This window comes from Allobosea sp. 10L417, from assembly GCF_056395485.1.
In genome coordinates this window covers 404,726-429,775 of record NZ_JBFTJP010000001.1, presented here as the reverse complement: position 1 = coordinate 429,775, position 25,050 = coordinate 404,726, and the positions used below count along the sequence as shown (strand labels likewise).

The 25,050-nt window shown below is 67.6% G+C and carries 22 protein-coding genes; 16 read left to right on the top strand and 6 right to left on the bottom strand.

Annotated elements, in window-relative coordinates; genetic code table 11:
• Window positions 1–6 precede the first annotated feature (6 nt).
• Entirely contained in the window at window positions 7–1,413 is a 1,407-nt protein-coding gene (gene murC / locus AC1DE3_RS02310; RefSeq protein WP_441513836.1) for a UDP-N-acetylmuramate--L-alanine ligase, read from the top strand.
• Window positions 1,414–1,576: 163 nt separating this feature from the next.
• Window positions 1,577–2,503, top strand: a complete 927-nt coding sequence (gene murB, locus AC1DE3_RS02305) for a UDP-N-acetylmuramate dehydrogenase (protein WP_476779079.1) — start codon at window positions 1,577–1,579, stop codon at window positions 2,501–2,503.
• On the opposite strand, the gene AC1DE3_RS02300 is transcribed toward murB, so the two are convergent.
• On the bottom strand, window positions 2,478–3,365 hold the full coding sequence (locus AC1DE3_RS02300) for an EamA family transporter (protein ID WP_476779080.1): 888 nt from the start codon (window positions 3,363–3,365) through the stop codon (window positions 2,478–2,480). The genes murB and AC1DE3_RS02300 overlap by 26 nt on opposite strands.
• Window positions 3,366–3,483: 118 nt before the next feature.
• On the opposite strand from AC1DE3_RS02300, the gene AC1DE3_RS02295 reads away from it, so the two are divergent.
• The 8 genes from AC1DE3_RS02295 (at window position 3,484) to recN (ending at window position 13,163) form a co-directional block, all read left to right on the top strand.
• On the top strand, window positions 3,484–3,981 hold the full coding sequence (locus tag AC1DE3_RS02295) for a MarR family winged helix-turn-helix transcriptional regulator (RefSeq protein WP_476779081.1): 498 nt from the start codon (window positions 3,484–3,486) through the stop codon (window positions 3,979–3,981).
• Between the two features lie 92 nt (window positions 3,982–4,073).
• Entirely contained in the window at window positions 4,074–4,988 is a 915-nt protein-coding gene (locus AC1DE3_RS02290) for a D-alanine--D-alanine ligase (RefSeq protein ID WP_476852030.1), read from the top strand.
• Between the two features lie 5 nt (window positions 4,989–4,993).
• Window positions 4,994–5,956 carry a cell division protein FtsQ/DivIB gene (locus AC1DE3_RS02285; protein ID WP_476779083.1) on the top strand — a complete coding sequence of 321 codons (963 nt, stop codon included), beginning with the start codon at window positions 4,994–4,996 and terminating at the stop codon, window positions 5,954–5,956.
• Window positions 5,953–7,284, top strand: a complete 1,332-nt coding sequence (ftsA, locus tag AC1DE3_RS02280; protein WP_476852029.1) for a cell division protein FtsA — start codon at window positions 5,953–5,955, stop codon at window positions 7,282–7,284. Before AC1DE3_RS02285 ends, ftsA begins: the two co-directional genes overlap by 4 nt.
• Before the next feature lie 97 nt (window positions 7,285–7,381).
• Window positions 7,382–9,082, top strand: a complete 1,701-nt coding sequence (gene ftsZ / locus AC1DE3_RS02275) for a cell division protein FtsZ (protein ID WP_476779085.1) — start codon at window positions 7,382–7,384, stop codon at window positions 9,080–9,082.
• Window positions 9,083–9,383: 301 nt separating this feature from the next.
• Complete coding sequence (gene lpxC, locus AC1DE3_RS02270) at window positions 9,384–10,331, top strand: UDP-3-O-acyl-N-acetylglucosamine deacetylase (RefSeq protein WP_476779086.1); 948 nt, start codon at window positions 9,384–9,386, stop codon at window positions 10,329–10,331.
• 167 nt (window positions 10,332–10,498) lie between these two features.
• On the top strand, window positions 10,499–11,422 hold the full coding sequence (locus AC1DE3_RS02265) for an outer membrane protein assembly factor BamD (RefSeq protein WP_441513828.1): 924 nt from the start codon (window positions 10,499–10,501) through the stop codon (window positions 11,420–11,422).
• A 61-nt stretch (window positions 11,423–11,483) separates the two neighbouring features.
• The gene (recN, locus tag AC1DE3_RS02260) at window positions 11,484–13,163 is read left to right on the top strand and encodes a DNA repair protein RecN (RefSeq protein WP_476852028.1); all 1,680 of its coding nucleotides are present in this window, start codon (window positions 11,484–11,486) and stop codon (window positions 13,161–13,163) included.
• A gap of 6 nt (window positions 13,164–13,169) precedes the next feature.
• Here the strand turns inward: recN and aidB are convergent, their stop codons facing one another.
• Entirely contained in the window at window positions 13,170–13,988 is an 819-nt protein-coding gene (gene aidB, locus AC1DE3_RS02255) for an AidB family quorum-quenching N-acyl homoserine lactonase (protein ID WP_476779088.1), read from the bottom strand.
• Window positions 13,989–14,348: 360 nt separating this feature from the next.
• Here aidB and AC1DE3_RS02250 point away from each other — a divergent pair, with 360 nt between their 5' ends.
• Complete coding sequence (locus AC1DE3_RS02250; protein ID WP_476852027.1) at window positions 14,349–16,373, top strand: DEAD/DEAH box helicase; 2,025 nt, start codon at window positions 14,349–14,351, stop codon at window positions 16,371–16,373.
• Between the two features lie 244 nt (window positions 16,374–16,617).
• Here the strand turns inward: AC1DE3_RS02250 and AC1DE3_RS02245 are convergent, their stop codons facing one another.
• Complete coding sequence (locus AC1DE3_RS02245; protein WP_476779090.1) at window positions 16,618–17,409, bottom strand: DUF2189 domain-containing protein; 792 nt, start codon at window positions 17,407–17,409, stop codon at window positions 16,618–16,620.
• 282 nt (window positions 17,410–17,691) lie between these two features.
• On the opposite strand from AC1DE3_RS02245, the gene ligA reads away from it, so the two are divergent.
• The gene (ligA, locus tag AC1DE3_RS02240) at window positions 17,692–19,860 is read left to right on the top strand and encodes an NAD-dependent DNA ligase LigA (RefSeq protein WP_476779091.1); all 2,169 of its coding nucleotides are present in this window, start codon (window positions 17,692–17,694) and stop codon (window positions 19,858–19,860) included.
• Between the two features lie 18 nt (window positions 19,861–19,878).
• Here ligA and AC1DE3_RS02235 read toward each other — a convergent pair whose 3' ends face one another.
• Window positions 19,879–20,142: a hypothetical protein gene (locus AC1DE3_RS02235; protein ID WP_476779092.1), complete on the bottom strand. Its 264-nt coding sequence runs from the start codon at window positions 20,140–20,142 to the stop codon at window positions 19,879–19,881.
• A 119-nt stretch (window positions 20,143–20,261) separates the two neighbouring features.
• Window positions 20,262–21,236: an AraC family transcriptional regulator gene (locus tag AC1DE3_RS02230; RefSeq protein WP_476852026.1), complete on the bottom strand. Its 975-nt coding sequence runs from the start codon at window positions 21,234–21,236 to the stop codon at window positions 20,262–20,264.
• 95 nt (window positions 21,237–21,331) lie between these two features.
• On the opposite strand from AC1DE3_RS02230, the gene AC1DE3_RS02225 reads away from it, so the two are divergent.
• From AC1DE3_RS02225 to AC1DE3_RS02210, 4 genes are all read left to right on the top strand, one after another.
• Entirely contained in the window at window positions 21,332–22,576 is a 1,245-nt protein-coding gene (locus AC1DE3_RS02225; RefSeq protein WP_476779094.1) for an MFS transporter, read from the top strand.
• A 95-nt stretch (window positions 22,577–22,671) separates the two neighbouring features.
• Window positions 22,672–23,598, top strand: a complete 927-nt coding sequence (locus AC1DE3_RS02220; RefSeq protein WP_476779095.1) for an AraC family transcriptional regulator — start codon at window positions 22,672–22,674, stop codon at window positions 23,596–23,598.
• Window positions 23,562–24,275: an AzlC family ABC transporter permease gene (locus AC1DE3_RS02215; protein WP_476779096.1), complete on the top strand. Its 714-nt coding sequence runs from the start codon at window positions 23,562–23,564 to the stop codon at window positions 24,273–24,275. Before AC1DE3_RS02220 ends, AC1DE3_RS02215 begins: the two co-directional genes overlap by 37 nt.
• Window positions 24,272–24,574: an AzlD family protein gene (locus tag AC1DE3_RS02210; protein WP_476779097.1), complete on the top strand. Its 303-nt coding sequence runs from the start codon at window positions 24,272–24,274 to the stop codon at window positions 24,572–24,574. Before AC1DE3_RS02215 ends, AC1DE3_RS02210 begins: the two co-directional genes overlap by 4 nt.
• A 96-nt stretch (window positions 24,575–24,670) precedes the next feature.
• Here the strand turns inward: AC1DE3_RS02210 and AC1DE3_RS02205 are convergent, their stop codons facing one another.
• On the bottom strand, window positions 24,671–24,898 hold the full coding sequence (locus tag AC1DE3_RS02205) for a hypothetical protein (RefSeq protein WP_476779098.1): 228 nt from the start codon (window positions 24,896–24,898) through the stop codon (window positions 24,671–24,673).
• Between the last annotated feature and the right edge of the window lie 152 nt (window positions 24,899–25,050).

Genomic DNA, 25,050 nt, shown 5'->3' with positions numbered 1-25,050 from the left:
CCCACCATGAAGCTGCCGCCGAAGCTCGGCTCCATCCATTTCGTCGGCATTGGCGGCATCGGCATGTCCGGCATCGCCGAAGTCCTGCACAATCTCGGCTACAAGGTGCAGGGCTCGGATGCGTCTGATGGTGCCAACGTCAAGCGCCTTGCCGAGAAGGGCATCACCACCTTCGTCGGCCACAAGGCCGAGAATCTCGGTGAGGCCGAGGTCGTCGTGATCTCGACCGCGATCAAGGGCGACAATCCCGAATTGCTGGCCGCCCGCGAGAAGCGCCTGCCGGTGGTGCGCCGCGCCGAGATGCTGGCCGAGCTGATGCGGCTCAAGACCTGCGTCGCCATCGCCGGCACCCATGGCAAGACGACGACGACCTCGCTGGTCGCGACGCTGCTGGAGAAGGGCGAGCTCGACCCGACCGTCATCAATGGCGGCATCATCAACGCCTACGGCACCAATGCCCGCATGGGCGAGAGCGACTGGATGGTGGTCGAGGCCGACGAGTCGGACGGCACCTTCCTGAAGCTGCCGGCGGACGTCGCGGTCGTCACCAATATCGATCCCGAGCATCTCGACCATTTCGGCACCTTCGACGCGATCAAGGCGGCGTTCCGCTCCTTCGTCGAGAACCTGCCCTTCTACGGCTTCGCGGTGATGTGCATCGACCATCCGACGGTGCAGGGCCTCGTCGGCCAGATCACCGACCGGCGCGTCATCACCTATGGCGAAAACCCGCAGGCCGATTTCCGCCTGCTCGACATCGACCTCTCGGGCGGGCAGGCGCGCTTCACCCTGCTGGTCCGCGACCGCAAGAACGGACGCGACGAGGTGATCCGCGATCTCGTCATGCCGATGCCGGGCCACCACAACGCGCTGAACGCCACCGCCGCGATCGCCGTCGCCTACGACCTCGGCATTCCCGTCGAGCGCATCCGCGAGGCGCTCGCCGGCTTCGGCGGCGTGAAGCGCCGCTTCACCAAGACCGGCGAGTGGAACGGCGCGCTGATCTTCGACGATTACGGCCATCACCCGGTCGAGATCGCCGCCGTGCTCAAGGCTGCCCGCGCCTCGACCAAGGGCAAGGTCGTCGCCGTGGTGCAGCCGCATCGCTACACCCGGCTTGCCAGCCTCTTCGACGATTTCGCCGCCTGCTTCAACGACGCGGACACGGTGATCGTCGCCGATACCTATGCGGCCGGCGAGGCACCCATCCCCGGCGCGGACCGCGATTCGCTCGTCGCCGGCATCAAGGCGCGCGGCCATCGCCATGCGATGGCGCTGGAGGGGCCGGAGAAGCTTGCCGGCATGGTGGCGGAGTTGGCGGGCCCAGGCGATTACGTCGTCTGCCTCGGCGCCGGTAACATCACGCAATGGGCCTATGCGCTGCCGGGAGAGCTCGAGGCGCTTAGCGGGTAACTTCGCCCCGCATTCTCCGCCGTCATTCTCGGGCGAAGCGACGCGCAGACCCGAGAATCTCGAATAGAAGAGTGAGGGAGCCTACTTCCGCGAGAGATGCTCGGGTCAAGCCCGAGCATGACGACCTGTTCCGTCCCGGAACATCATGCTCTAAAGCGACACCATGGCTTTCGAAGACCTCTCCTCCGACATCCGCGCCTCGGCCCCCGATCTGCGGGGCCGGCTTCTCGCCAATCAGGACCTCGCGGGGCTGACATGGTTCCGCGTCGGCGGCGCCGCGCAGATCCTGTTCACGCCGGCCGATGACGAGGACCTCGCCTATCTGCTCTCGAAGTTGCCGGAAGACGTTCCAGTCACCGTGGTCGGCCTGGGCTCGAACCTGATCGTGCGCGATGGCGGCATTCCCGGCGTCGTGGTCAGGCTCGGCGGCAAGGGCTTCGGCGAGATCAAGCTGGAGGGCGGTGACCGGCTGCGGGCGGGAACGGCGGTGCCGGACGTCAAGGTGGCGCGTGCGGCGGCCGATGCCTCGCTCGACGGGCTCGCCTTCTATCGCGGTATTCCCGGCTCGATCGGCGGGGCGCTGCGCATGAATGCCGGTGCTCATGGCGGCGAGACCACCGATGTGCTGGTCGAGGCGCGCGGCGTCACCCGCAAGGGCGAGATCGTCACCTTGTCCCACGCCGAGATGGGCTTCACCTATCGCAACAGCGCGGCATCGACCCGCGACATCATCTTCACTTCCGCCCTGTTCCAGGGCCGGCCGGGCGATCAGGCGGTGATCCAGGCCGAGATGGACCGGGTGACGCAGGCGCGCGAGGCGGCCCAGCCGATCAAGGAGCGCACGGGCGGCTCGACCTTCAAGAATCCGGATGGCGGCAAGGCCTGGAAGCTGATCGATGCCGCGGGCTGCCGCGGTTTGCGCGTCGGCGGGGCCCAGGTCTCGGAGATGCACTGCAACTTCCTGATCAACACCGGCGGCGCCACGGCCGCCGATGTCGAGGGGCTCGGCGAGGAGGTTCGCCGCCGGGTCAAGGAGAATTCCGGCTTCGAGCTCCAGTGGGAGATCAAGCGGCTCGGGGTTGCGGCGTAGCAGCCGCCGCCGAGGCGCGGCGGCGGGAGAGGATCATCCCGACGATCGTCGAGCTGAGAACGATGGCGATGCCCAGGACCTGAAGCGGGCTCAACCATTCACCCAGCAGCACGGCTCCCAGAATCGTCGCCATAGTCGGGCTGAGCAATCCGAGGAAGGCAACGCCCGCGCCCAGTGTGGTGATGCCCCTGATCCAGAGCCAATAGGTCAGCGCGGTGCCGACCAATACGAGATAGGTCATTCCGAGCCCATTCAAGGCGCTCGGGACCGGCGGCGGACCTTCGACGATGAGGGCGACCGGCAGCAGGATCAGCCCGCCGAGCGTGAGCTGCCAGGCCGCGATCGCCAGCGGCGAACCCATCTTGCCCCAGCGCTCGATCAGAACGGTTCCGGTCGCCATCGAGGCGGCGCTGGCGAGCCCGGCGATGATGCCGATGGCATCGGGTTTCGCATGCGGGTCCAGCACCAGCAACGCGACGCCGACGAGGCCGGCGAGCGCGGCGATGATCTGCCCGCGGCCCGGGCGCCGGCCGAGCAGCGGCCAAGCCAGCAGGCCGACGATCAGAGGCTGGGTCGAGCCGACCGTGGCGGCGAGGCCACCGGGCAGGCGTGCGGCGCTGACGAAGAGCAGAGCGAAGAACACGCCGATATTGGCGAGGCCGAGGGCCGCCAGCGGCAAGAGCTTGTCCCGCGGCGGCAGGCCCGGGCCGAGCGCCATCAGCAGGAGGCCGGCGGGCAGCGCCCTCAACGCGCCGACGAGCAGCGGGTGATCCACCGGCAGCGTCTGGGTGAAGATGATGTAGGTGGTGCCCCAGATGCAGGGCACGAGAATCGTGGTCAGCAGGACCTTGTTCAGCGGCATGGCGGCCTCCTACTGCGCCTCGTCCTTGGCTCGCCAAGGCGCGGGTGCTAGTCTAATTTGACGTAATATAATTCGATATCGAATTATATTACGTCAAATTACTTGGCAAGGAGCAGGAATGAGTCAGGAGCGAGCCGGCGTTCAGGGCGGGCCGATGGATTCGATCTTGGCGCAGTGGCGGCGGGAGCGACCCGACCTCGACACGAGCGTCATGGCGGTATGCGGCGATCTCTGGCGGGCGGCCGACCGGGTCCGCGAGGGCGTCGCCGCCAATGTCGCAGCGGATCATCTCGATCTCGCCGGCTTCGACGTCCTGCTGACCCTGCGGCGGCAAGGCAAGGGGCAGGCGCTTTCGCCATCCGAACTCGCGCAGGACATGATGATCTCGACTTCGGCGATGACGAACCGGCTCGACCGGCTGCAGAAGCGCGGGTTGATCGAGCGGCAGGCCGATCCGGAGGATCGCAGGGCGTTGCGCATCGTGCTGACCGCGACGGGCTTCGCGCTGGCGGACCGAATCGTCGTTTCACATGTCGCGGCCGAGGAGCGGCTGGTGAGTGCACTCTCTTCGGGCGAGCGTGCACAGTTGCGACAGTTGCTCGCCAAAATCGGTTGATTTCGAACCCGTTAACGACCCCGAGCTGATGGTTAACGCGCTGTTAACCATCTCCGGCTGAGGTATGGCCATCGCGTCGAACGAGGGCCGGCATGAGCAAACACGTTGCAGTGCTGACGGGGGGATGGTCCGTTGAACGGGAGGTCAGCCTCAACAGCGGTGCGGCCTGCGCGCGGGCCCTGGAAGGGCAAGGCTTCCGCGTCACCCGCATCGACGTGCAGCGCGACATCGCCGAGGTGCTGGCGAAGCTGAAGCCGGACGTCGCCTTCAATGCCCTGCATGGGCGCTTCGGCGAGGACGGCACCATCCAGGGCGTTCTGGAGATCCTGCGCATTCCCTATACCCATTCGGGCGTGCTCGCTTCGGCGCTCGCGATCCGCAAGGACCGGGCGAAGACGGTGGTGAAGGCGGCGGGCGTTCCCGTCGCCCACGGCGTCAACGTCTCGCGCTTTGTGGCGGCGAAAGCCCACGTCCTGCCGCCGCCCTATGTGCTCAAGCCGATCGACGAAGGCTCTTCGGTCGGGGTCGTGATCGTGAAGAAGGGCAGGGAGCATCCGCCGCAGGAAATCGCCCGGCCGGACTGGCCCTGCGGCGAGATGATGCTGGCTGAAACCTTCATCGCCGGACGGGAGCTGACCTGCGCCGTGATGGGCGAGCGGGCGCTCGGCGTGACCGAGATCAAGGCCGCGACCGGCGACTTCTACGACTACGATGCGAAGTACGCGAAAGGCGGCTCGATCCACATCTGTCCGGCTCAAATTTTACCGAAAATTTACCAGCAGATCGAAGAGTGTGCGTTAACGGCGCATCAAGCAATCGGATGCCGGGGCGTCAGCCGATCTGACTTCCGCTACGACGACGAGACCGACACGCTCGTCTGGCTGGAGGTCAACACGCAGCCCGGGATGACCGAAACCAGCCTGGTGCCCGAACTGGCTGCCCATGCGGGTCTGAATTTCGGTGAGCTCGTCAAATGGATGGTGGCAGACGCCTCCCTCGATCGGTGAAAGCGATGACGGCGAAACCCGTTTCCGCAACGCGACGTAGCCCGGCACCGGTGCCGGCTGCGCGCCTGCCGGTCCGGCATGCCGGGCCGCAGCTGCTCGTCGGCGAGCGGCAGGGCCGCTGGATGCGTCGCTCGCGCCGCAGTGCCATCGCCGTGCCGCTGTCGCAGCGCCTGCCGAGCAGCCTCGGCACCTGGCTCGCGCTGGGATTCCTGACGCTCAGCCTCGGCGCCGGCTTCGTCATGGGTGGCCACTGGCAGAACCTCCAGGACAATTACGGCGAGCCGCGCCACATGCTGGCCCGCGTGCTCGGCTTCGGCATCGACCGCGTGACCATCTCCGGCTTGTCGGGTCTCTCGGAGCAGGAGGTGCTGGTCGCCGCGGGCATCGATTCGAAGACCTCGCTGGTGTTCTTCGACGCCGACGAAGCCCGCAAGCAGCTCGAGGCGACGCCGCTGATTCGCGAGGCGGCGGTGCGCAAGCTCTATCCGGGCGAAGTCTCGATCGCGCTGACCGAGCGCGATCCCTATGCGCTGTGGCAGGTCAAGGGGGAGCTTTTCGTGATCGCGGCCGACGGCACGGTGATCGACAAGATGGATGACGGCCGCTTCGCCTATCTGCCGCTGGTCGTCGGCAAGGACGCCAACAACCGCGCCGGCGAATATCTGGCGCTGCGCAACCAGGCGGGTCCCTTCGCCCAGCATATCCGCGCCGCGACCCTGATCTCCGGGCGCCGCTGGAACCTCAAGCTCGACAACGGGATGGATGTGCGCCTGCCGGAAACCAAGCCGGAAGCGGCTCTGCAGCGCCTCGTCTCGCTGGAAAGCGACTTCCGTGTTCTCGAGAAGGACGTGCTCGCCATCGATCTGCGCCAGCCGGACCGGGTGGTGATGCGCCTCTCCGAGGAAGCCGCTGCGGCCCGCGCCGACCAGCTGAAGAGCAAGACCAAGAAGAAGGGAGGCGAAGCATGAACCACGTCACCTCCCAGGGTTTGACCCCCCGCATGCGTCCGCTGTCGTCGCGCAAGAGCGCGACCTTGTCGATTCTCGACATCGGCACGAGCAAGGTCGTCTGCCTGATCGCCGAATTGAACCCGGCCGAGGCGAATGAGCGGCTGCGCGGGCGCACCCATGTCGCCCGCATCATCGGCATCGGGCATCAGCGTTCACTCGGCCTCAAGGGCGGCGCGATCATCGATCTCGAAAGCGCCGAGCGCGCGATCCGCGCCGCGGTCGACGCGGCCGAGCGCATGGCCAAAGTCGAGGTGCAGTCGGTCATCGTCAACCTGACCGGCGGGCGCATCGGCTCGCAGCATTATGCCGCGAGCGTCGATCTGCGCTCGGGGTCGGTCGGCGACAGCGACGTCAAGCGCGTGCTCGCCACCGCCGCGACCCATGCGATCCGCCCCGGCAAGGCCGTTCTCCATGCGCTGCCGACGGGCTATGCGCTCGACGGCGTGCCGGGCGTGCTCGATCCGCGCGGGCTGATCGGCGGCAAGCTCTCGGTCGACATGCATGTCGTCGCCAGCGAAGCGGCGGCGGCGCGCAACGTCATGCTGGCGGTCGAGCGCTGCCATCTCGAGGTCGAGGCCGTGGTGGCGACGCCCTACGCCTCCGGCCTCTCGGTTCTGGTCGACGACGAGGCCGAGATGGGCGTGGTCGTGGTCGATCTCGGCGGCGGCACCACCAGCCTCGGCGTCTTCTCCGGCGGACATCTCGTCCATGCCGACGCGATCGCGGTCGGCGGCAACCACATCACCATGGACGTGGCGCGCGGCCTCTCCACCCGTGTCTCGGCGGCCGAGCGGCTGAAGACGCTGCACGGCTCCTGCATCTCCAGCGCTTCCGACGAGCGCGACATGATCGCGGTGCCGCAGGTCGACGACGACGAGCGCGACATGCCGAACCACCTCGCCAAGTCGCATCTCGTGCGGATCATCAAGCCGCGCGTCGAAGAGATCCTCGAACTGGTGCGCGACCGGCTGACCAATGCCGGCTTCTCGGCCCAGRCCGGGCGGCGCGTCGTGCTGACCGGCGGCGCCTGCCAACTCACCGGCTTGCCGGAAGTGGCCCGCCGCATCCTCGGGGGGCAGGTCCGTACCGGCCGCCCGCTTGGGATCAAAGGGTTGCCGGAAGCGGGCAAGGGCCCGGCCTTCTCGGCGGCGGTCGGCCTGCTGGTCTACCCGCAGGTCGCCCATGTCGAGCATTTCGAGCCGCGTACTGCCGGCGCGCGCTATTTCGCGACCGGGACGGATGGCTACTTCTCGCGTGTCGGGCGGTGGCTGAAGGACAGTTTCTAGTGAGTTCGGCTCGTTCGAAGGGGCGGGCCACGGCGTCAAACGTAGCAATCGGGACGGCTCCCGCCAGGCGCCGGACACAGGATCAAAAGAGGCAACCATGGCGATGAATCTGCAAGCCCCGGACATCCGGGAACTGAAGCCCCGGATCACGGTCTTCGGCGTCGGCGGAGCCGGCGGCAACGCCGTGAACAACATGATCGAGGCCGGCCTCGACGGGGTCGATTTCGTCTGCGCCAACACCGATGCCCAGGCTCTGGCGCTCTCGCGCGCGCCGCGCATCATCCAGATGGGCCTGCAGGTCACGGAAGGTCTCGGCGCCGGCTCGCAGCCGGAAGTCGGCCGCGCGGCGGCCGAGGAGGTAATCGACGAGATCCGTGATCACCTGGCGGGCGCACACATGGTCTTCATCACCGCCGGCATGGGCGGCGGCACCGGCACCGGCGCCGCTCCGGCCATCGCCCGCGTCGCCCGCGACATGGGCATCCTGACCGTCGGCGTCGTCACCAAGCCGTTCCAGTTCGAAGGCCAGCGCCGCATGCGCATGGCCGAGGCGGGCATCGGCGAGCTGAACGAGGCGGTCGATACCCTGATCGTCATCCCGAACCAGAACCTGTTCCGCGTCGCCAACGAGACCACCGGCTTCGCCGACGCCTTCGGCATGGCCGACCAGGTGCTCTATTCCGGCGTCGCCTGCATCACCGACCTGATGGTCCGCCCCGGCCTGATCAACCTCGACTTCGCCGACGTTCGCGCCGTGATGCGCGGCATGGGCAAGGCGATGATGGGCACCGGCGAATCGCAGGGCGAGAAGCGCGCGCTGACCGCCGCCCAGGCCGCGATCAACAACCCGCTGCTCGACGACGTCTCGATGAAGGGCGCGCGCGGCCTGCTGATTTCGATCACCGGCGGCCGCGACATGAAGCTCTACGAGGTCGACGAGGCCGCCACCCGCATCCGCGAGGAGGTCGATTCCGAGGCAAACATCATCGTCGGCGCCACCTTCGACGAATCGCTCGAGGGCACGGTCCGCGTCTCGGTGGTCGCGACCGGCATCGACAAGCCGATCTCGCAGCATGGCGAGGTCGACGAGACCGAAGCCCGCATCGCCCAGGTCGCCGAACGCCTGAAGCAGGAAGCGCGCCTGCGCAGCAACCCCACCGCTGCTCCGCGCCCCGTCGCCCAGATGGCTCCGGCATCGATCCCGGCGATCGACACAACCCGCATCGCCCCGGCCATGGAGCAGGCGCCGCCCGCCCCGATCGCGCAGGGCGTTCATATCGAGCCCGTCCAGCCCCGTCCGGTGATGGTCGCCCCGGCTCCGGAGCCGGTCCGGCATGCCGAGCCGAGCCTGCATCTCGACGACAGCTTCATCCCGCCGATGCCGGAGCGCGCCGTCCGCCCGACCCGCATGCCTCGCGTCGAGGATTTGCCGGTTCCCGGCCAGGCTCAGCTCAACGCCCAGCGCGGCGCCCAGCCGGCCCCGCTGCCGCCGAATGCCATCGAGCAGAAGCGGATGTCGCTGATGCAGCGGCTGGCCTCGGTCGGCTTCGGCCGTAAAGACGAGGAATATGCTGAGCCGGCGGCTCCGGCACCGGTGCGTCAGGCGCCGCAGGCCCCGATGCCGCAGGCGGCCGCGCCGAGCGCTGCCCATGCCGAGTATATGCGCCGCCCGGCTCCGCAGCCGGCCTCGCGGCCGGCCCAGGGCCAGCTCGACCCGCATGGCCGAGTCGCGCCGACTCGCAACAGCGAGGAAGACCACCTGGAGATTCCCGCATTCCTGCGTCGCCAGGCGAACTGAGCTCCAGCCGTTCTTGACGGTTCTGCAACAAATCCCGCCGCGGCCTTCCGCGGCGGGATTTTCCTTGTTAGAAAATCGTTATCTTTCAGCGTGTTATATACGCCTGTCCGCGGGCTTTCGGTTGTAACACAGCGAAAGAAAGCGTGATTTTGAGAGGTTGCTCGAAAAGCTTATGTTGCAGCTGCATCAAGAGGATAGCGCGTTAGGTCTGACCTGACGTCAACCTCGGAAGACATCGTCGGCGGCGGCCCCTGCCTTAAGCAGGTTCGGTGCAGTTCGATGATCAGGATTGGATAGCGGAATGAGCTTCGATCGGCAGACCACTTTGCGGGCAGCAGTGACCCTGACCGGAATCGGCGTGCATTCCGGAGCCCCCGCGAGCATCTGCCTGAAGCCTTCCAGCGCGAATTCTGGCGTCGTCTTCCTGCGGACCGGCATCGAGGGCATGCCGCCCCAGCTCATCCACGCCAAGCACACCAAGGTCAGCGCCACCGAGCTGTGCACCGTGATCGGCGATCGCGGCCCGGCCTCGGTCTCGACGATCGAGCATCTGATGTCGGCCTGCGCCGGCCTCGGCCTCGACAACGTCCTGATCGAGATCGACGGTCCGGAAATGCCGATCATGGACGGCAGCGCCACCGCCTTCGTCACCGCGATCCAGACGACCGGGACGGTCGCTCTCACCGCGCCACGCCGCTACCTCAAGGTTCTCCAGCCGGTGCGGATCGAGAGCGGCCGCGCCTTCGCCGAGCTGATGCCGGCCGAGCAGGGCTTCCGCCTCGATGTCGAAATCGATTTCGACAGCGCCGTGATCGGCCGCCAGCGCAAGATTTTCGATCTCGACGCCGAGACCTATGCCCGCGAGATCTCGAAGGCCCGCACCTTCGGCTTCATGCGCGATGTCGAGCAGCTCTGGAAGGCCGGCTTCGCGCAGGGCGCCTCGCTCGAGAACACCGTGGCGATCGGCGAGGACAAGGTCATCAACCCCGAGGGGCTGCGCTACAGCGACGAATTCGTGCGCCACAAGGTGCTCGACGCGATCGGCGATCTCGCGCTTGCCGGCTATCCGATCATTGGCGAGTTCCGCTCCTATTGCGGCGGCCATCGCATGAATGTCCGCATTCTCGAGGCGCTCTTCGCCGACCGCGCCAATTTCGCGATCATCGAGGCCCAGCCGGTTTTCGCCACACCGCGCGCCGTGCAGATGGCCGCAGCCGCACCGGCTGCCTACGCGCCAGATCTGCACTGAAAAGTCGCAGGCCGGCGCTTTTCGCCTTTCCTTCGCCGGGTTTTTGTCCCAGATGCCGCAGGGTGGCGGAATCGTGCCCTGACCGGTTTTCGGCAGTGGCGCGGTGGAAGCGTCTGAGGTAAGGCATGCTTCCCGCCAGCAGGGACGATCGAAAGAGGACGGACGACGTGAGCGTGACGCGGCATAGCCTTCCGGCAATCCATCGCGGCCAGTATCCGCGCAAGGGCATCGCCCTGGCGCTGGGGGCCGCCATGCTGCTCGGCGGCTGCGATACGCTGTCGTCACTCAATCCCTTCGACAAGCCCGAGGTCTACAAGCCGGACCTCACGCCGCCCGAGCCCGCCGACAAGCTCTACAACGAAGGCCTCGCACGCCTGCAGAACGGCGACAGCGAAGGCGCGACCAAGAAGTTCGAGGGTATCGACAAGGCGGCGCCGTTCTCGCCCTACGCCCGCAAGGGCCTGCTGATGACGGCCTACACCAATTTCCAGGCCTCGAAGTGGGAGGAGGCGATCACCGCCTCCAAGCGCTTCATCGCCCAGAACCCGGCCAGCCCCGATGCTGCCTATGCGCAGTACATCATGGCGATGTCGTATTATAACCAAATCCCGGACACGACGCGCGACCAGGAGCGGACGGTTCAGGCGATCCAGGCTTTCGAACAGCTCATCGCCAATTATCCGAAGTCGGAATACGTGCTGGACGCCAAGGAGAAGCTCCTGGTGGCGCGCGACCAGCTCGCCGGCAAGGAGATGAATGCGGGGCGCTACTATCTCGAGAAGCGCAACTACACCGGCGCGGTGAACCGCTTCCGCGAGGTGATCATCAAGTATCAGACGACGCGCCATGTCGAGGAGGCGCTGATGCGCCTGACCGAGGCCTATATGGCGATGGGCATCACCAACGAGGCTCAGACCGCCGCCGCCGTGCTCGGTCACAACTTCCCGGACAGCCCCTGGTACAAGGACGCCTACAAGCTGCTGCAGAGCGGCGGCCTGGAACCGCGGGAGGATCGCGGCTCCTATATCAGCCGCGCCTTCGACGGCTTCCAGCGCACGGTCGGCGGCCTCCTCGGGTTCGGCGGTCGCTGACGAGGCCGGCATGACGGGCCTCGGGCGACCCTGCCGGCACCGCAGACCGAGCTGAGCATCGATGCTGGCGCAGCTCTCCATTCGTGACATCGTTCTGATCGACCGGCTCGATCTCGGCTTCCGCGAGGGCTTGAGCGTCCTCACGGGCGAGACCGGCGCCGGCAAATCCATTCTGCTCGACGGCTTCGCGCTGGCGCTCGGTGGGCGGGGCGACGGTTCGCTCGTCCGCCACGGCGAGGCGCAGGGGCAGGTCAGTGCCGTTTTCGATTTGCCGCTCGACCACGCCGCGCGCAAGCTGGCCCATGCCCAGGAAATCGATACCGACGGCGACCTGATCCTCCGCCGGGTGCAATATGCCGACGGGCGCACGCGCGCCTTCATCAACGACCAGCCGGTTTCGGTGCAGATCCTGCGCATGGTTGGCGCAGCGATCGTCGAGATCCACGGCCAGCATGATGACCGTGCGCTGACCGATCCGGCTCAGCACCGCGCTATTCTCGACGGCTTCGGTGGATTGGAGAGGCAGGCGGAAGCCGTCGCCGAAGCCAGCGACACGCTGAAGCGGGCGCGGCAGGCGCTGCAGTCCCAGCGCATGCGCGTCGAAGCCGCACGCAAGGAAGCCGATTTCCTGCGCCATGCCGTCGAGGAGCTCGGCAAGCTCGCGCCGCAACCGGGCGAGGAAGATGCGCTCGCCGCCACGCGCCAGTCGATGATGCAGGCCGAGAAGGTCGCGCGCGACCTGATCGATGCGCATGAGGCTGTCGGCGGCCAGGCATCGCCGGTCGCGACGCTCGCCGCAGTACTGCGCCGGCTGGAGCGCCGGGCCGGGCAGGCACCCGAGCTGGTCGATCCGTCGATCGCCGCGCTAAACACGGCCATCATTGCGCTGGAGGAGGCGGGGGAGACGCTGTCTGCCGCGATGCGCGCTGCCGAATACGATCCGCGCGAGCAGGAGCGCATCGAGGAACGGCTCTTCGCGTTGCGCGCGGCGGGACGCAAATACGACGTGCCGGTCGATGGCCTGCCAGTCCTGGCCGCCACGATGGCGAGCGATCTCGCGGCGCTCGACGAGAGCGAATCGTCACTGGCGCGGCTGGAGGCCGATCTGAACGAGGCGGAAGGTGCTTTCGTCGCGCGGGCGCAGGCCTTGTCGGAGGCGCGCAAGGCCGCTGCGGCACGGCTCGATGCCGCCGTGAAGGCCGAGTTGCCGCCGCTCAAGCTCGAGCGGGCGCGCTTCATCACCCGGGTCGAGAGCGACGAGGCCGCGCGCGGGCCGGAGGGCTTCGACCGAGTCGAGTTCTGGGTCGAGACCAATCCGGGCACACGGCCTGGGCCGATGATGAAGGTTGCCTCGGGCGGCGAGCTCTCGCGCTTCATGCTGGCGCTGAAGGTGGTGCTGGCGGAGCGCGGCTMGGCCCCGACGCTGGTCTTCGATGAGATCGACACGGGCGTCGGCGGCGCTGTCGCCGATGCGATAGGCGAGCGGCTGGCACGGCTCGCGGGCCAAGTGCAGGTGATCTCGGTCACGCATGCGCCGCAGGTCGCGGCCAAGGCCGGGCAGCATTTCCTGATCGCCAAATCGGCGGAGGGCGAAGCCGCGCGCACCGTGACGCGCGTCACGGCGCTGGCCGAGCAGTCCCGGCGCGAGGAGATCGCGCGGATGCTGGCCGGCGCCTCGATCACCGAGGAGGCGCGAGCCGCGGCCGGACGCCTGCTGCAGGCGGCCGGACTGCGCGGCTGACGGCGATCAGGCCGGGATCAGCTCGTAGCCCGCGCCCTTTTTGACAACGCGCCGGAAGCCCTCGACATGGCCGCCCGAGACGAGCCAGCCTTCGCGCTCGGCGCGCTCCAAGATGACGCGGCGGGAGGCGAGCGCGGTCGCTGCGTCGAAATCATAGACAAAGCCGATCTCGGGGTCCGAAGCCTGCAGGTCGGAAAGGTGGAGCGCGTCTCCCCAGAGCAGCAGGCTCTCACCCTGGCCCTCGATCAGATAGCCGCTGTGGCCGAAGGTATGGCCGGGAAGGGCGATGAGCGCGATGCCGGGATGCGCCGCGCCGGTCACGCCGCGGATGCGGCCCGAGTAATGTCTCTTCAGCGCCGCGGCGATCGCGAAGCCGCCCTGCTTCTTCTCCGGGGTGCGACCGCGATTGGCCTCGTCGCCGAAGAAGCCGAAATCCGCCTCGGGCAGGATGATCTCTGCGTTTGGGAAACGGGCGCGATCGCCATCGAAAAGGCCGAGAGCATGGTCGCCGTGCAGGTGGGTGATCAGGACGCGCGCGACCTGTTCGGGTGCGATCCCGCGAGCGACCATGGCGGCAGGCGCGTGGCCCATCGCCTCGCCCCAGGAGGGGCCGGTGCCGGCATCGACCAGGGTGATGCCGTCGGCGCCCTTCAAGGCGAAGCAATTGACGACGATGCTGACTTTCGGCTTGCCCCAGCGCGCGACCGCCGCGTCGCGGGCAGCCGCGCCGCCGGCATGGATGAGGACGTCGAGCGGGGCCTCGAAGACGCCGTCATGCAGGATCGAAACCTCATAGGCGCCGATGCGGCGGGACTGCTGGACCATGGCTGTTCTCCGCTGCGGCATCTTGCACGTTCGCTGAAGCCCGGAAGCTAGTGGGCCCGCTGCCATGCCGGCAAGGCGAATCCGGCCCGGCTCAGTCCTGCGCGGGGCGCGGGAATGCCGCATTTCCTTTTGTGTCGCTTTGCTTTATGAGCTGCTGTCATCCGATGGTGCAGCTGCCCGTTAGATCGCCATGCGTCCTGCCGGACGCCCCTGGGGGCGACCTAATTATTTGTTTTGGCATCGGATTTTCTGAGAAGTGAGACCCACTTTTCGGTCCGATTACCGAATGCCGCCTGAACCCATCGCCACGCTTCGCGCCGTTAATTCATTTTACGCCGCAAACCTCTAGGCCCTTATCGCATGTCCTTTTCCCTCACGAGCCCGCCGCTCGCGCGCGCGCTTGCCGAACGCAACTATTCCGAACCGACGCCGGTGCAGAGCGCTGTGCTCGAAGACGCCGCCGCTGGGCGCGACCTGCTGGTCTCGTCGCAGACCGGCTCCGGCAAGACCATCGCGTATGGGCTCGCGATCGGCGAGACGCTGCTGGGCGGTGCGGAGCGCCTCGGCCCTGCCGCCGAGCCTCTCGCGCTGATCATCGCCCCGACGCGTGAGCTTGCCTTGCAGGTGCAGCGCGAACTCGCCTGGCTCTATGCCCAGACGGGAGCGCGGGTGATTTCCTGCGTCGGCGGAATGGATCCGCGCCGCGAGGCGATGCTGCTCGATGAGGGCGCCCATATCGTCGTCGGCACGCCCGGCCGCCTGCGTGATCATATCGAGCGCCGCCGCCTCGACGTCTCCGCGCTCAAGGCGGTCGTGCTCGACGAGGCGGACGAGATGCTCGACCTCGGCTTCCGCGACGATCTCGAATACATCCTGAAGACGACCCCCGAGGGGCGGCGCAGCCTGCTGTTCTCGGCCACTTTCCCGAAGGCCATCGTCCAGCTTGCGCAGAGCTACCAGCGCGACGCGCTGCGCATCGAGGTGGAAGCGACTCGTCGCGGACATGCCGATATCGCCTACAAGGCCGTGCGCGTTTTCCCGAAGGAAGCCGAGCTCGCGGTCGTCAACCTGCTGCGCTTCCATAATGCGCCGGTGGCGCTGGTCTTCTGCAACACCCGCAATGCGGTGCGCCATCTCGAGGCGATCCTGCTGGAGCGCGGCTTCACCTCGGTCGCGCTCTCGGGCGAGCTTGGCCAGAACGAACGCAACGCCGCGCTGCAGGCACTGCGGGACGGCCGGGCGCGGGTCTGCGTCGCGACCGATGTCGCGGCACGCGGCATCGACCTGCCCGGGCTCGACCTCGTCATCCACGCCGAATTGCCCAATGATTCCGAGGTGATGCAGCACCGTTCGGGCCGCACGGGCCGCGCCGGCAACAAGGGCACGAGCGTCCTGCTCGTGCCGCAGTCACGCCGGCGCAAGGCCGAGCGCCTGCTGATGGAAGGCAAGATCGAGGCCAAATGGATCGCCCCGCCGACGCCGGAGGAGATCCGCACGCTCGATCAGGAGCGCCTGCTGGCCGATCCGATGCTCAGCGGCGAGACCGGCGAGGACGATGCCGGGATGATCGAGGCGCTGATGGCTGGCCGCGAGGCGCGCGACATCGCTGCGGCGCTGGTCAGGCTGTACCGGGCAAGGCTGCCGGCGGCGGAAGAGGTGGGCGATCCCGGCTTTGGCCGCGACGAGCGCCGGCCGGTCCGCGCGAATGAGGATTATGCCGCCAAGCGCCGGCCCTTCGGAGCCGGGCGCGATGAGGGCGAGGATGGCGAGCGGCCGCGCAAGCCGGCAGGGCCGCGCGGGGATACCGTGTGGTTCCGGCTCGACATCGGCCGCAAGCAGGGCGCCGATCCGCGCCAGCTGCTGCCGATGCTGTGCCGCCGCGGCCGGATCACGCGCGACGAGGTCGGCGCAATCCGCATCTTCGACCGCGAGACCAAGGTCGAGATCGATGCCGAGGTGGCCGAGCGCTTCTACGAATCCGTGCGCATCCCGGATCGCGACAAGATCGTGATCGAGATGGCGGAAGCGGACGAGCGGCGTCCGGCGAAATCCTTCGCCGACAAGGCCGAGCGCCCGGCCGCGCCGCGAGCGTTCCGCGACCGGCCCGAGACAGGCGCCGACAGGCCGCAGCGCAAGCCGTTCCCGTCCAGGGACGGCGAGCATCGCGCACCTCATGGGGATGATCGCAAGCCCTATCGCACCGAAGGCGCGCCGCAGCGGAGCGATGATCGTCCCCGCCGCGAGGACGGCAAGCCCGGCGGTGGCTTCAAGAAGCCGTTCGCCGCGAAGGGGAAGCCTTTCGCCGGCAAGCCTGGGCAGGATGGCGGACGCCCCGCCGGCGGCGGCAAGCCGTTCGGAAAAGGTAAGCCGCCGCGCCGCGGCTAAGCATCGTTACCCGGCTGCTGTCGGTCACTCGCGTGCTCTCCCGCCTCAACGCAGGCCGAGGAAGGAGAGAATGGCGAGGACAACGACCACGAGGCCGACGAGATAAATGATGTTGTTCATGAAAAACCCCCTGACTGAATGGAGCCGTCAGGCTCGATCTGGCAGGGGGTGAACCCCATTTGGGGGCGAAAAGTTCCCGCATCGGCAGGAGCGAGCGGCCGTGGCGCGCTCGATCCCAGTCCTGTCAGCCCACCACCTTGCGGTAGAGGTGCCAGGTGGCATGGCCTAGAACCGGCATGACCACGACCAGGCCGACCAGCACCGGCAGGCAACCGAGCACCAGAAGCCCGGTCACGATCAGGCCCCAATACATCATCACGCGCGGATTGGCCTCGACGGCGGCGATCGAGGTGCGGATCGCGGTCGGGGCATCGACGTGCCGGTCGATGATCAGCGGGAACGACACCACAGAGATCGCGAAGGCGGCGATCGCGAAGAGCAGCCCGAGCGAGTTGCCGATAATGATCATGATCCAGCCATCGGCCGTGGTGAAGACGGCGCGCAGGAAGTCGGCGGTCGAGACGTCGGCCGGCAGGCCAAGGATGCCGCGATAGAGGAACCAGGCGCTAAAAAGCCAGGCGAGGAAGAGCCCGGTCAGCATGGCGCCCAGCAGAACGGTCTGTCCGATCGAGGGCGAGCGCAGCAGCTCGAACACATGGCTCCAGGACGAGTCGAGGCCCTTCTCGCGGCGGCGGCTCACCTCATAGAGGCCGATCGCGGCGAAGGGGCCGATCAGCGCGAAGCCGCTGAGCAGCGGGAAAAGCAGGGGGAAGATGTTGTAGCTGACGGTGAGCTGCGCCAGCAGGATGCCGGCGATGGGATAGATCACGGCGATGAAGACGAGATGGCTCGGCTGCGCCATGAAATCCTCCCAGCCGCGTCGCAGCGCTTCGCGCAGGTCCATCGTGGTGATGGTCTTGATGCGTGGCTGCGAGAGCGTGACGATGTCATGAACGGTGCCGTCGACATTGGCCATGGCGAGCCTCCCGGTTCCGGCCCGGTTCACCACGGCGGTCAACTTGTCCTTGGCGTCAACGGCCGATGGCGTCGAGCTTCCAAATTCCAGCCCCCAAACTATACGCGCGAAAGCCGGATTTGTCGCAAGCCCTCTCGCTGATGTGAGGAATGGACACCTGAACCCCATCCTGAGGAGCTGCCGATAGCGCTCTCCGACAGGATGGGGGCGAGGAGCTTCATCGGGTTGAGCGATCCGGCTGCTGCCCTTCCTCGTCACGACCTTCTCGCCTAATGCTGTGCCATGAGCGACGCCAACGACACCGCCTTTTCCGAAACGCCCGTTGCCGAGCTGACGCCGCGCAAGGCGAAGGCCGAGCACAAGCAGCTCGCCGCGCAGGTGCAGGCCGCCAACGACGCCTATTTCCAGGACGATCAGCCGATCATGGACGACGCGGCCTATGACGCGAAGCGTCGGCGGCTGGTCGCGCTCGAAGAGGCCTTTCCCGAGCTGAAGGAAACCGGCGGCGTCAGCGGCAAGGTCGGAGCCAAGCCGTCGGGCAAATTCGCCAAGATCCGGCACCGCGTGCCGATGCTCTCGCTCGACAACGCGTTCTCCGATGAGGCCGTCGCCGAGTTCGCGGGCCGGGTCTATCGCTTCCTCGGTCGCAAGGAGGAGGAAGGTGGCATCGCCTTCACGGCCGAGCCCAAGATCGACGGGCTGTCGCTCTCGCTGCGCTACGAGAAGGGCGTGCTCGTCTCAGCCGCGACGCGCGGCGACGGCGAGGAAGGCGAGGACGTTACCGTCAACGCCCGCACCATCTCCGAAATCCCAGGGACGCTCGCCGGGCCGGACGTGCCGGAGATCGCCGAGGTGCGCGGCGAGGTGTATCTCGGCCATGCCGATTTCGCTGCTATCAACGACCGCCAGCGTGAGAAGGGACTGACCGAATTCGCCAATCCACGCAACGCTGCGGCGGGCTCGCTGCGCCAGCTCGACGCGACGATCACAGCATCCCGTCCGTTGCGCTTCTTCGCCTATGCCTGGGGCGATATGCCGGTGCTGCCGGCACCGACGCAGATGGGCGTGGTCGAGGCGTTCAAGCGCTGGGGCTTCCGCACCAACCCGCTGATGAAGCGCTGCGAGAGCGTCGAGGAGCTGATCGCGCAGTACCGGCTGATCGAGAGCCAGCGCGCCACGCTCGGCTACGACATCGACGGCGTGGTCTACAAGGTCGACGATCTTGCGCTGCAGGCAAGGCTCGGATTTGTCTCGCGGGCGCCGCGCTGGGCGATCGCGCATAAATTCCCGGCCGAGCTGGCGACGACCGTTCTCGAAGCGATCGACATTCAGGTGGGGCGCACGGGCGCGCTCTCGCCGGTGGCGCGGCTGAAGCCGGTGACGGTCGGCGGCGTCGTGGTGACCAATGCGACGCTGCACAATGAGGACTACATCCGCGGCTTCGACTCCAAGGGGCTGCCGATCCGCGACGGCACCGATATCCGCATCGGCGACACGGTGACGGTGAAGCGGGCGGGCGACGTCATCCCGCGTGTCGAGGCGGTCGATCTCGCGAAGCGGCCAGCGGACGCGAAGCCCTATGAATTCCCGACGCTCTGCCCGGCCTGCGGCAGCCATGCGACGCGGGAGCTCAATCCGCGCACCGGCAAGGAGGATGCGGTGCGTCGCTGCACCGGCGGCCTGATCTGTCCGGCGCAGTCGGTCGAGCGTCTCAAGCACTTCGTCTCGCGCGATGCGATGGATATCGACGGGCTCGGCGACAAGCAGATCGAGTTCTTCCACAGCGATCCCGAGCTTCCGGTGAAGGAGCCGGCCGACATCTTCACACTGGCTGAGCGCGATGCGGCCAACCTCAAGAAGCTCAAGGACAAGGAGGGCTTCGGCGCCGTCAGCGCCAAGAAGCTGTTCGATGCGATCGAAGACCGGCGCCGGCCGCCGCTCAACCGCTTCATCTTCGGGCTCGGCATCCGCCATATCGGCGAGACGACGGCGCGGCTGCTGGCGCGGCATTACGGCTCGTTCGAGGCACTGCGCGCGGCGGGTATCGCCGCTGCCGACGAAGCCTCGCCCGAGCGGCAGGAGCTCGACGCCATCGACAGCGTCGGGCCCACCGTGGTCGAGGCGCTGATCGAATTCTTCGGCGAGCCGCATAACGAGCAGTTGCTCGACCGGCTGCTCGCCCAGGTCACGCCGCAGCCGCTGGAAGCGATGGCCTCGGCGAGCCCTGTCGCCGGCAAGATCGTGGTCTTCACCGGCGCGCTGGAACGGATGACCCGCGACGAGGCCAAGGCGATGGCCGAGCGGCTCGGCGCGAAGGTTGCGGGCTCGGTCTCGTCGAAGACGGATTTGCTGGTCGCCGGGCCGGGGGCGGGCTCCAAGCTGAAGGATGCCGCCAAGCACGGCGTCGAGGTGATCGACGAGGCCGGCTGGTTCGATCTGGTCGGCGGATGAGCTGCCGCTACGCCGCGATCAGTGGCGATGAGCGTGCGTTCTGGCACGCGGCACCGCGGTCCGCTGGGGAATGCCGACGACACCCTTGACGCCGCCGACCACGCCGCCGGTGACGCCGCCGACGACGGCTCCGGCCGCGCCGCCGATCGGTCCGGCTGCCTCATTGCCGACCCTGGCGCCTTGAGCGGCGCCGCGCGGTATTCCCTGAGCGTTCGCAACCGTTGCAAGGCTGAAGATCGCTAGCGCCGCAGCGCAGCTAAGAGCGAGAGATTGGATGGTCATGATCGTGATCCCGTTCGCATGGACCGCTGCGCCGGCCTTCCAGCGCCCGGCTGTTCGACATGCAACCGGCGCTCCGGGGCTTTGTTCCGGCACGCCTTTCCCCCGCGGAAATGCTCTGGCTACTCCGCAGCCCCTGCTGATGGCGTGAACATCGCCGCAGGCGGTGCCTCACCTGCCGCGCGCACCTGACCCGGCGCCATGCCGGTGATGCGCTTGAAGGCGCGGCTGAACGAGGCCTCCGACTCGTAGCCGAGGCGCTGCGCCACCACCGCGATCCGCAGCTTGTCGCGGGCGAGCCATTGCCGGGCCTGATGCATCCGGACCTGCGCGACATAGCGGGCCGGGGTCTCGCCGACGACCTCGGCGAAGCGCTCGGCGAAACCGGAACGGGAAGCGCCCATCAGCTCCGCCAGGCTTTCGACGGTCCAGGCGGTCTCGGGATGGGCGTGGACGGCCGCGAGCACCTTGCCGATCTGCGGGCAGCGCGCTGCCGCGACCCAGCCCTTGGCGGCACCACAGCCGCGCTCGACCCAGGAACGGATGATCGCGGCGGCCAGCACGTCGGCGAGACGCGCGAGGATGCCGCCGGCGCCGACCCGGTCCATCGCGACCTCCTGGCCCATTGCCGCCAGCAGATGCGGAATGCCAGGTTCGTTGGCGATGAAATCGCTCATCCGCATCATATCCGGCATCAGCCGCAGCAGCGGGTGGTCGAGATCGACATTGAAGGTCATGCGCCCGGTGAAGACGAGCATATGCTCGCCAGTGCCACCGCCCTCGACGTCGAAGACATTGCCATAGGCTTCGCGCACCCGGCAATCGCAGGGAGGCGATGCGATGACGTCCGGCGCGCTCGCCAGCACATGGCCGCCGCCGCGGGGCAGGAGCACGGCGTCGCCGTCGCGGAGCTCCAGCCACTCGCCAGCGGGCGTCCTCAGCCAGCAACTGCCGCGCGAGATGAAATGGAAACACGCTTCGCGGCTCTGCGGGAAGGCGACGCCCCACGGAGTAGCCATCTGGCAGCGGCTGTAATCGACGCCGTCGAGCCTCAGTCCCCGGAGCATTTCGGTCAGGTGGTCTGCCGAAGCTGTCATCGCAATCCTGGACGAACGGTCATGAGATACGGATTATATAGCATGGAAACTCCACGAGGCCACGCCCATCTTCCGGCCTCCTCATGGAGATACCCATGTCAGATTCTCTTTCTGCCACAGCACTCGACCTCGATGATTCCGCCGAGGACGCGCGCGAAAGACCAGCCTGGGCGGCGGTGGTCTCGTTGACTTTCGGCGTCTTCGGCCTCGTCACGGCCGAATTCCTGCCCGCCAGCCTGTTGACCCCGATGGCCGCCGATATCGGCGTTTCCGTCGGCGCCGCCGGACAGGCCGTGACCGCCACAGCGGTGGTCGGCGCCGTTGCCGGCCTCGCCGCCGCCATCGTGACGCGCGGCATCGATCGGCGCCTCGTCATCTGGTCGCTGACCAGCCTGCTGATCGTCTCGAGCGCGCTCGCCGCCGTCGCGACCAATCTGCCGACGCTGCTCTTCGCCCGCGTCCTGCTCGGCATCGGGCTCGGAGCCTTCTGGTCGATGGTGGCGGCGACCGCGATGCGGCTCGTGCCGCCGAGCGCCTTGCCCAAGGCGATGTCGCTGATCTTCACCGGCGTCTCAATCGCCACGGTCAGCGCGGCGCCGATCGGCGCCTATGTCGGCAACCTGATGGGCTGGCGCGTCGTGTTCTGGCTCTCGGCTCTCATCGGCGTCGCGACGCTGGTGATCCAGATGGCGGTGCTGCCGCGCCTGCCGGCGCGCGGCGCGCCCGATATCCGCACGCTGCTGCGCCTGCTCGGCCAGCCGAGCATCGCACTGGTGCTGGCGGGGATCGCCGTCGTGATCTCCGGGCATTTTGCCGGCTTTACCTATGTCCGCCCGTTCCTGGAGCAGATTCCGAAGCTGTCGGTCGAGGCGATCTCGCTCGTCCTGCTGGCCTACGGCGTCGGCGGCTTCTTCGGAAACTTCGTCGGCGGGGCGATCACGGCGCGCAGCGCCAAGGCGTCGGTGATCTTCGGCGCGCTGACGATCGCGCTGATGGGGGTGAGTCTGCTGCTGGTCGGTGGATCGCCGATCGCCTCGGCCATCGCCGTCGGGCTCTGGGGCTTCGCCTTCGGCGCGCTGCCGGTCGGCTTCCAGACCTGGATGGTGCGCGTGGCGCCGGAAGACGAGCAGGAGTCGGCCGGGGGCCTGATCGTCGCCGCCTTCCAGGTCGCGATCGCGAGCGGGGCCATCTTCGGCGGCCTGCTCGTCGACGGCTTCGGGACGCTGGGCGTGATCGCCTACGCCACCGTCGCGACGCTGGTCGGCGGGCTCGGCGTATTTCTGCTCGGTTCGAAGAGCCCGGAACGGGCCGGCGCGGCCGGTGCGGCTCACGCGATCTGACGCCATTCCGAAATGACCGGGCATATCGGGCGCGTGATGCGCCCGATCACTTTTCTTCAAGACAGTCGCGCCGCGAGGGAGTTTATGCTCGCGCCATGGAAGCAGTCACACAGAGCGAGACATTGGGCCTGGAGCCGCTCGTCGCCGGCGAGCGGGCGAAGCTGTTTCCGGCCGAGCGCTTCGACGGGCTGGATTGCCTCGCCGCCACCTTCCGCCGCCATGCCTACACGCCGCACCAGCATGAGAGCTACGTGATCGGCATTATCGAGGCCGGCTGCGAGACCTTCCGCATCCGGGGCGAGCGGCACTACGCCCGTCCCGGCCATGTCGCCTTCGTCAACCCGCTCGAGACCCATGACGGCGAGCCCTACGGGCCGGGCTACAGCTACCGCATGACCTATCCTGAGGTCGGGCTGATCCGCGAGGTCGCGGCTTCGCTGAGCGGCCGGGACGTGATCGGGACGCCGTTCTTTCCGCAGCCGCTGGTCGAGGACGCCAAGGGGGCTGTGCTCTTCGCTGCCGCGCATCGCGCCATCGAGGATGGCGAGGATCTGCTGGCCGGCGAGGAGATGCTCCTGCGCTTCTATGCGCTCTGCCTGGCGCGCCATGCCGATCTCTCGGTCCGCTCCGTCGGGGCCGAGGGCGGACCCGTTGCCAAGGCGCGCGAGCTGTTCGAGGCGCGCTACGAAGAGGATCTGTCGCTTGCCGATCTCGCCCGGCTCACCGGCCTGCCGCGCCATCACCTGATCCGTGCCTTCCGGCAGGAGACGGGGCTCACGCCCCATGCCTATCTCGTCGATGTCCGCGTCCGGCGCGCCCGCGAGCGGCTGCGGCGCGGCGAGATGCCCGGCGACGTCGCGGCGGCGACCGGCTTCTGCGACCAGCCGCATCTGACGCGCGCCTTCAAGGCCCGCTTCGGCGTGACGCCCGGCGCCTTCCGCGCCGCGCATACCGGCGGAACCGCCGCTTCGAAAGTATCAGACCCATGTCCACGATGCGTGACGACATCAGGCGCGGCCTGAGCGATATCTGGCCGGCTGCGGTGGCTGCGGCGCCGATCGGCCTGCTCTTCGGCGCGGTGGCTGCCAGCAAGGGGCTTTCTCCCTTGGAAATCCTTCTGATGAGCGCCACGGTGTTCGCCGGCGGCGCTCAGTTTGCCGCCGTGGAGTTGTGGGCGACGCCAGCACCGGTTGCTGCGATCGTCTTCTCGACGCTCTTGATCAATGCGCGCCATGTGCTGATGGGGGCGTCGCTGGCGCCGAAGCTGGAAGGCTTCAGCCGGTGGCAGAAATTCCTCGGCCTCTACTACATGGCCGACGAGAACTGGGCGCTGGCCGAGAAACGAGCCCGTACGCATCGCCTCACTCCGGCCTATTGGTTTGCGATGGTCATTCCCTTCGTCGCCGGCTGGCTGGTCAACTCGACGTTGGGCGCGACCATCGGCGCCGTGCTGGGCGACCCGAAGCGGCTCGGCGCCGATTTCGCTTTCACCGCGCTGTTCATCGCGCTCGTCGCCGCCCTCTGGAAGGGGCGGGTGACGTTCTGGACGGTGGTGGCAGCGGGACTCGCATCGGCCGTGACCTATCGCCTTGCCGGTCCGCCCTGGCATGTCGCGGCCGGCGCGCTCTGCGGTTTGCTCGCGGCATGGCTCGCGGCCGCCACAGAGATGCGGCCCGCGGCGCAGGAGGTCGAGGCGTGAGCGTCGTCGATCCGATCAACCTCCTCGCCTTTCTCGGCATGGCGGTCGTGACCTATGCGACGCGGGTGGCGGGACTTGCGCTCGCCGGGCGTCTCAACCTCTCGCCGCGCGCGCAGACAGCCTTCGATGCGATCCCGCCCGCCGTGCTGGTCGCCGTCATCGCGCCGAGCGCGCTCGCTACAGGCTGGGCCGAGACGGCTGCCGCCGCGCTTGCGGCACTGGCTGCGACGCGGCTGCCGCTGTTGGGCGTCGTCGCCGTGGGCGTCCTCGCGGTGGTGGCGTTCCGGATGGTGATGTGAGCCAGGTCGTGCCCGGCCGTGACGTGCGCTGCATGACGCGCCCAGGCAACCTACACGCCGCTTGAAGCGCACGCGCTGAGGCCGTGCCTGCGGGTTTCAGCCTGCCTTCGCTCTTTTGCGGCAATTCTGAGCGTATTCGCGGCGCAGTTCTTTCATCTGCGCCGGGTCCAGCCTGTTCGTCCTGTCTTTCTTGAACGCCAGCCTGGCTTCTTCGCGGCAGGAGTCGCGAACGCCATTGCCGCCCCTGCCAGTTCTCTCCTGAGCCTCCGCCGGAAGAGGCAAAAGGGCTACGGTCGCAAAGGCCAGTACAAGCTTCAGAGGCATGGCACATCCCTCCTCGTTTCGCTTCGACATGGCGGCAGATTGATCCGGAAATACACTATCGCATCATGAATTCGCGTCCATTGCTTTTCGTCAGTTGCCGTAGCGTTCTGGCTTGAATTCTGGATGATTTCCGGCGTGGGTCGCCAAAATAC

Excerpts from the sequence above, each read along its gene's own strand:
- murC (WP_441513836.1), top strand. The coding sequence starts at position 7 with ATGAAGCTGCCGCCGAAGCTCGGCTCCATCCATTTCGTCGGCATTGGC.
- murB (WP_476779079.1), top strand. The coding sequence starts at position 1,577 with ATGGCTTTCGAAGACCTCTCCTCCGACATCCGCGCCTCGGCCCCCGAT.
- AC1DE3_RS02300 (WP_476779080.1), bottom strand. The coding sequence starts at position 3,365 with ATGCCGCTGAACAAGGTCCTGCTGACCACGATTCTCGTGCCCTGCATC.
- AC1DE3_RS02295 (WP_476779081.1), top strand. The coding sequence starts at position 3,484 with ATGAGTCAGGAGCGAGCCGGCGTTCAGGGCGGGCCGATGGATTCGATC.
- AC1DE3_RS02290 (WP_476852030.1), top strand. The coding sequence starts at position 4,074 with ATGAGCAAACACGTTGCAGTGCTGACGGGGGGATGGTCCGTTGAACGG.
- AC1DE3_RS02285 (WP_476779083.1), top strand. The coding sequence starts at position 4,994 with ATGACGGCGAAACCCGTTTCCGCAACGCGACGTAGCCCGGCACCGGTG.
- ftsZ (WP_476779085.1), top strand. The coding sequence starts at position 7,382 with ATGGCGATGAATCTGCAAGCCCCGGACATCCGGGAACTGAAGCCCCGG.
- lpxC (WP_476779086.1), top strand. The coding sequence starts at position 9,384 with ATGAGCTTCGATCGGCAGACCACTTTGCGGGCAGCAGTGACCCTGACC.
- aidB (WP_476779088.1), bottom strand. The coding sequence starts at position 13,988 with ATGGTCCAGCAGTCCCGCCGCATCGGCGCCTATGAGGTTTCGATCCTG.
- AC1DE3_RS02250 (WP_476852027.1), top strand. The coding sequence starts at position 14,349 with ATGTCCTTTTCCCTCACGAGCCCGCCGCTCGCGCGCGCGCTTGCCGAA.
- AC1DE3_RS02245 (WP_476779090.1), bottom strand. The coding sequence starts at position 17,409 with ATGGCCAATGTCGACGGCACCGTTCATGACATCGTCACGCTCTCGCAG.
- ligA (WP_476779091.1), top strand. The coding sequence starts at position 17,692 with ATGAGCGACGCCAACGACACCGCCTTTTCCGAAACGCCCGTTGCCGAG.
- AC1DE3_RS02235 (WP_476779092.1), bottom strand. The coding sequence starts at position 20,142 with ATGACCATCCAATCTCTCGCTCTTAGCTGCGCTGCGGCGCTAGCGATC.
- AC1DE3_RS02230 (WP_476852026.1), bottom strand. The coding sequence starts at position 21,236 with ATGACAGCTTCGGCAGACCACCTGACCGAAATGCTCCGGGGACTGAGG.
- AC1DE3_RS02225 (WP_476779094.1), top strand. The coding sequence starts at position 21,332 with ATGTCAGATTCTCTTTCTGCCACAGCACTCGACCTCGATGATTCCGCC.
- AC1DE3_RS02220 (WP_476779095.1), top strand. The coding sequence starts at position 22,672 with ATGGAAGCAGTCACACAGAGCGAGACATTGGGCCTGGAGCCGCTCGTC.
- AC1DE3_RS02215 (WP_476779096.1), top strand. The coding sequence starts at position 23,562 with ATGTCCACGATGCGTGACGACATCAGGCGCGGCCTGAGCGATATCTGG.
- AC1DE3_RS02205 (WP_476779098.1), bottom strand. The coding sequence starts at position 24,898 with ATGCCTCTGAAGCTTGTACTGGCCTTTGCGACCGTAGCCCTTTTGCCT.